The sequence below is a fragment of the Microbacterium sp. genome, assembly GCF_047972865.1.
Classification (GTDB): Bacteria; Actinomycetota; Actinomycetes; order Actinomycetales; family Microbacteriaceae; genus Microbacterium.
This window is the reverse complement of sequence record NZ_JBKEAY010000197.1, coordinates 1-5467: the sequence shown is the minus strand read 5'-3', so window position 1 is coordinate 5467 and position 5467 is coordinate 1. Positions and strand designations below refer to the sequence as shown.

Annotated in this window: 7 protein-coding genes; 5 read left to right on the top strand and 2 right to left on the bottom strand. The window is 71.1% G+C overall.

Annotated features, from left to right (window positions below; all coding sequences use genetic code 11):
- Positions 1-109 precede the first annotated feature (109 nt).
- The 3 genes from ACK5KK_RS12050 (at position 110) to ACK5KK_RS12040 (ending at position 2025) form a co-directional block, all read left to right on the top strand.
- Complete coding sequence (locus ACK5KK_RS12050; RefSeq protein WP_416890323.1) at positions 110-910, top strand: alpha/beta fold hydrolase; 801 nt, start codon at positions 110-112, stop codon at positions 908-910.
- A 165-nt stretch (positions 911-1075) separates the two neighbouring features.
- Positions 1076-1705 (top strand): acyl-CoA synthetase, encoded by a 630-nt coding sequence (locus ACK5KK_RS12045; protein ID WP_416890325.1) that lies wholly within the window; start codon positions 1076-1078, stop codon positions 1703-1705.
- On the top strand, positions 1702-2025 hold the full coding sequence (locus ACK5KK_RS12040; protein ID WP_416890322.1) for an amino acid transporter: 324 nt from the start codon (positions 1702-1704) through the stop codon (positions 2023-2025). Before ACK5KK_RS12045 ends, ACK5KK_RS12040 begins: the two co-directional genes overlap by 4 nt.
- Before the next feature lie 12 nt (positions 2026-2037).
- Here ACK5KK_RS12040 and purB read toward each other — a convergent pair whose 3' ends face one another.
- Both purB and ACK5KK_RS12030 read right to left on the bottom strand, forming a co-directional pair.
- Positions 2038-3420 (bottom strand): adenylosuccinate lyase, encoded by a 1383-nt coding sequence (gene purB / locus ACK5KK_RS12035; RefSeq protein WP_416890321.1) that lies wholly within the window; start codon positions 3418-3420, stop codon positions 2038-2040.
- Between the two features lie 28 nt (positions 3421-3448).
- Positions 3449-3958: a low molecular weight protein-tyrosine-phosphatase gene (locus tag ACK5KK_RS12030; protein ID WP_416890324.1), complete on the bottom strand. Its 510-nt coding sequence runs from the start codon at positions 3956-3958 to the stop codon at positions 3449-3451.
- 105 nt (positions 3959-4063) lie between these two features.
- Here ACK5KK_RS12030 and ACK5KK_RS12025 point away from each other — a divergent pair, with 105 nt between their 5' ends.
- Both ACK5KK_RS12025 and ACK5KK_RS12020 read left to right on the top strand, forming a co-directional pair.
- Positions 4064-4333, top strand: coding sequence for a hypothetical protein (locus ACK5KK_RS12025; RefSeq protein ID WP_416890320.1), 270 nt, complete (start codon positions 4064-4066; stop codon positions 4331-4333).
- Positions 4330-5467 (top strand): hypothetical protein (locus ACK5KK_RS12020; protein ID WP_416890319.1); only part of this gene is annotated, 1138 nt, incomplete at its 3' end. The genes ACK5KK_RS12025 and ACK5KK_RS12020, both read left to right, overlap by 4 nt.

The following is a 5467-nucleotide window of genomic DNA, read 5'->3' as shown; positions in this document are numbered from 1 at the left end:
CAGCGCCAACGACGCCAAGTAACCGGCAGTCCGCGACGGCCGCGACCCACCGGGGTCGCGGCCGTTCGCACGTTCGCCTGCTGTTGCGGGGCTGGGGCAGAATGTGGGGATGACGACGCCGCTGCCCGCGTTGACCGAGATGCCCGACCCGCAGTTCATCATGTCGCCGGAGGGGCATCGCATTGCCACGTACACGTGGGGTGATCCGGATGCCCCCGTCGTGGTGGCGGTTCACGGGTTTGCCTCCAGCGCGCGGGACAACTGGGTCAACACCGGTTGGGTGCGCGACCTCACCCGTGCCGGCTACCGCGTGCTCGCTCTCGATCAGCGCGGACACGGCGCCAGCGACAAACCGCACCAGCCCGGCGACTACGCGCTGCGCACCCTGGCCGACGACGTGGAGTCGGTCATGGACACCTACCTCGTTGACACCGCCTACTACCTCGGCTACTCCCTGGGCGCGCGGGTGGGTTGGGAGGTCGCGATCGACCTGCCCGACCGGGTGGAGCGGGTGGTGCTCGGGGGCGTTCCCGACGGTGTGCCGCTGGCCCGCCTCGACCTCGACCAGGCCCGGGCGTACATCGAGGACGGCGTGCCGGTCACCGACCCGACGACGCAGAACTACATTCGGCTCACCGAACGTGTCGCCGGAAACGACCTGGCTGCGCTGCTGGCGATCGCGCGGGGGATGCGGGCATCCGGCAACGCCGACCCCGATCCCGCCGTGCGCGCGCCACGGCAGCCGGTGCTGCTGGCCACCGGTTCGCAAGACGGCATCATCGCAGGCTCTCGTGCCCTGGCCGCGGCCACCCCGCAGGGCCGTTTCGTGGAGATCCCCGACCGTCACCACTTCAACGCGCCCGGGTCGCGCGTGTTCCGCGCCGAGGCGCTCGCATTCTTCGGCGCCTGACCGCCCGGCTGCGTCGTGTCGGCGGGTGTCGCGGTGCGGCGCCGAGACTGAATGCTGAACACGTCACGTCGCGGCGCCGTGCCGGAACGGCGGATGCCGAACACGTCGTGGCGCGACCTCTTAGACTGGAGGGGATTCCGCTTCCGCCAGCAGACGAGTTCCGCCGTGTCCGATACCGCTCCACGTCGCTTCGAGGTGCGCCACCTCCAGCTTGCGCGCGCGCTGTTCGCGGCCCTCGCCGCGGCGATGATCACGTTCTCGGCCGATCACTCCGCCGCCGTCGGGCTGTCGGTGTTCAGCGGGTTCGCGATCGCCACCGGGCTGGTCTTCCTGCTGTCGGCGTGGCTGGTCCACCCGGCGGGGCGGCGGACTCCCGGCATCCTGCTCGGCATCCTGTGTCTCGTCGCCGGGATGGCCAGCGGCCTGCCGCCGCTGCGCTCGGCGACACTGTTCTTCGCGGTCGTCATCACGTGGGCCCTGGCCTCGGGCACCGCCGAACTGGTGTCGGGCATCGTCGCCCGGCGCCGCGGCGACACCGAGGCGCGTGACGCGATCCTGATCGGGGCGATCACGATCGCACTGGGCGTGGCCCTGCTGATCGTCAATCCGGCCTACAGCCTCGAGTACTTCATCCACGACGCCGGGCAGTGGTTCACGCTCACCGGCACCACCATCGGCGTCGGTCTGTTCGGGGGCTACGCGGCCGTCGTCGCCGTGTTCCTCGCGATCGCGGGGCTGTCGCCTCGCCGCCAGACTGCCGACCGCACGACCGCCACCGCCGGGGAGCGCGCATGACCGATTCGAAACCCACTCGCCGCGACCTCATGAAGCCGGTGCAGCTGCTCGGCCTGGCCTTCGGCGCGGCCGTGTTCGCCGGGGTCATCGCCCTGGTGACGATGGGGTTCTTCCAGAACCTCGACGGCGGGCAGCGTCAGCACGTCATCGTGGTCGCCCTCATCGTGGCGGGTGTCGCCTTCATCGCGACGCTGGTGATCACGGCCCTGCTCATGCTGGCCGTCGATCCGAGGCAGATCACCCACACGGTCGACACCGGCGTGTTGCTCCCGCCCGAAGACGACGACACCGGGGCCCAGCCGCGCTCCGACGCGGGCTGACCCGCGGGGAGGTCAGCCCAGCCGGTCGACGAGGCCGTCGGCCAGGCCCGCGTAGCCCGCGGGGGTCAACGCCAGCAGGCGCTGCTTCGCGGCATCGCCGATGTCGAGGCCGCGCACGAACTCCGCCAGTTCGGGGGCGCCCACACGCCGCCCGCGGGTCAGGTCTTTCAGCAGCGCGTACGGGTCGGTGATCTGCGAGCGGCCGGCGACGATCTCGGCGCGCACGACGGTCTGGATCGCTTCGGCCAGCACCTCCCAGTTCGCGTCGAGGTCGGCCCGCAGCACGTCGCGCGACAGCGAGATCTCCGTCAGCCCGCGCGACAGGTTGTCGAGGGCGAGCAGCGAGTGCCCGAACGCGACACCGATGTTGCGCTGGGTCGTCGAATCGGTCAGGTCGCGCTGCATCCGCGAGGTGACGAGGGTGGAGGCCAGGGTCGAGAACAGTCCGCCGGCGATCTCGAGGTTCGCCTCGGCGTTCTCGAACCGGATCGGGTTGATCTTGTGCGGCATGGTCGACGACCCGGTCGCCCCCGCGACGGGGATCTGCGCGAAGAACCCCATCGAGATGTACGTCCAGATGTCGGTGGCGAGGTTGTGCAGGATGCCGCCGGCGTGCCGTGCCCGGTCGTACAACTCCACCTGCCAGTCGTGCGACTCGATCTGCGTCGTGTAGACGTTGAAGTCGATGCCCAGACCTGTGATGAACGCGCGCGACAGCTCCGGCCAGTCGACGTCGGGGGCGGCGGCCAGATGCGCCGACCACGTGCCGGTCGCCCCGGAGAACTTCGCGAGGTAGTCGCCGCCGGCGATCTGATCCGCGACGCGCTGCAGCCGCCACGCGAACACACCCAGTTCCTTGCCCATCGTCGAGGGGGTGGCCGGCTGCCCGTGCGTGCGGCTAAGCATCGCGGCATCCCGGTGCTCGGTGGCGAGGGCCGTCAGCGCGTCGATCACGGACCGCAACCTCGGCAGCCACACCTCGGTGACGGCACGCTTGACGGTGAGGGCATAGGACGCGGAGTTGATGTCTTCGCTGGTGCAGGCGAAGTGGGTGAGCTCGGCGACGGCGTCCAGGCCGAGCGAAGCCAGCCGGTCGCGCACCAGATACTCGACGGCCTTCACGTCGTGCCGGGTGACGGCCTCCTTCTCGGCGAGCCAGTCGATCTCGGCCTGACCGAAGTCGCGGTACAGGCCGCGCAGCGTCTCCTTGTCGACATCCGGCAGGGGAGCCGAGCCGAACAGGGAGCGGTCGGTGAGAGCGATGATCCACTCCACCTCCACCTCGACGCGGGCACGGTTCAGGCCCGCCTCGGACAAATAGTCGGACAGTCCGGTGACGGCGGCGGCGTAGCGGCCGTCCAGGGGGCTGAGGGGCTGGGGCGGCAGAGAGGTCACGAAGCTCCGATCGGTGGGGATCGGGCGCTCAGGACAGCGGCCGAATCGCGGGTTCGAGTTGCCGGAAGAGCGCCCGGCACGCAGTCTCGATCATAGCGAGCACCTCGTCGAACATCTCGGCGTCGGCGTAGTACGGGTCGGGGACGTCGAGCACGTCCTCCTCCCCGAACGACAGCAGCAACGCCACCTTGTCGGCGTCGGCGGGGGTGGGGGCCCAACTGTGCAGGATGCGGTCGTGGGAACGGTCGAGCGCGACGATCAGGTCGCTGGCGGCGAAATCGTCGAGGGTGAACTGGCGGGCGCGGTGACCGGAGCCGTCGTAGCCGCGTCGCTGCAGGGCATGCCGAGTGCGCACGTCCGCGCGTTCACCGACGTGCCAGTCGCCGGTTCCCGCGCTGCCCGAGCGGACGCGGTCGGCGAGACCGACGCCTTCGGCGAATCGGGCGAACACGACCTCCGCCATCGGCGAACGACAGATGTTGCCGGTGCAGACGAACAGCACGCGGAACGGGTCGAACACGGGGGTCACGGTTCCCATTGTGGCGAACACATCGTCTCCTGCACAGGTGGGGTCGTCGTCGCGGCATCCACGATTCGCCCTTCCGGGTCCGCGCCGCGGGTCGGTGTGCACGAGGCTGGCGCCATGACGGGAACAGCGGAACAGGCGCTCGCGCTTCGTGCGGCGCACGAGCAGCTGGTTGCGGCGTTGGCGACGATGGATGAACTGCAGGGGCAGGCGCGTCGGCTGCAGACGGCGACCGCGTGGCAGTCGCGCGCCGCCGAGCACTACCGGGCGTCGGCCGAGCACTGGTGCACCGAGTGGTCCCGCGTGCGCAGTGTGCTGCCGTACGCGGCCGACGAGGTCGACGCCCTCGCGCGCAGGCTGTGGGCCGAGGCGTCGGTGCCGCTGTGACGGTGGAGCTCAGCGGTGGCGCGCTCGTCGCGATCGACACCGAGACGCTCCGCGAGGCATCCGCGGGCTGGCGGATGCTGGCCGACCGGGTGATCGACGTGCTGCGCCTGCTGCAGCAGGCGCTCGCGCCGCTGCAAGCCATGGGCGCCGGGGGCAGCCTGCTGCAGGTCGTCACGACCGACGTGACCACAGCGCTGGCCGGTGCCGACGGGCACGCGAGCGATCTCGCGGCGGTCGCCCTCCAATACGAGATCGTCGAAGCCCAGGCGGCGCTCGCGGCCGCGCGGCTCGGGGGCGACGAGGCGCTGATCGCGCGGCTGGAGGCACGGCTGACGGCGCTGGAGCAACAGGCCGCGCGGCCCCTCGCGCTCGCCGGGGCGTGGGGGTTCGCGTACGGCGGGAGCCTCGTCGACGTGATCACGCGGGTGGCGGCCGGGGCGGGTCCGCTGGCGCTGCCGGTCCTGGCCGCCGGGTGGGGTCTGCTCGCCGGCATCCACACGGCCGGGCGCGGGCGGGTCCACGCCGGCGAGCGCCTCGCCGGCGACATGCCCGCCGTCGAGGTGCAGCGGGTGGCCGAGCACGAGGGGACGGCGCCGACGGCGGTGGGCGATCTCATGGACCGGATGCCGGGCGACGAAGACAGTCGCATCCGCATCGAGAAGCACACCATGCCCGACGGTGAGACCGCGTTCGTCGTCTACATCACGGGGACGCAGTGGTGGGGGCTGCCGGGGGCCGAACCGCACGACATCCTGTCGAACCTGGAGCTGTACTTCGGTTCCCACGCCGCCTCGTACGCGGCGATCGTCGCCGCGCTGGAGGATGCCGGGGTGACCCCCGACGACGCGCTGCACGTCGTCGGGCATTCGCAGGGGGCGATGGGTGCGTCGCGGCTGGCGTTGGAGGGCGACTACAACGTGGAGACGCTCGTGACGGCGGGGAACCCCGTCCAGGTCGACGTTCCCGACGATGTGCTCACGGTCGCGATGCAGCACAGCGACGACCCGGTGGCGGCGCTCGCCGACGGCGGTTTCGGGCACGTCGTGGGGCAGGAGGGCAGTTTCATCGCCCGGCGCGACACCGGGTCGCTCAACCCATTCGGTTCGCACATGGTAGACGCGTATCGCGAGACGG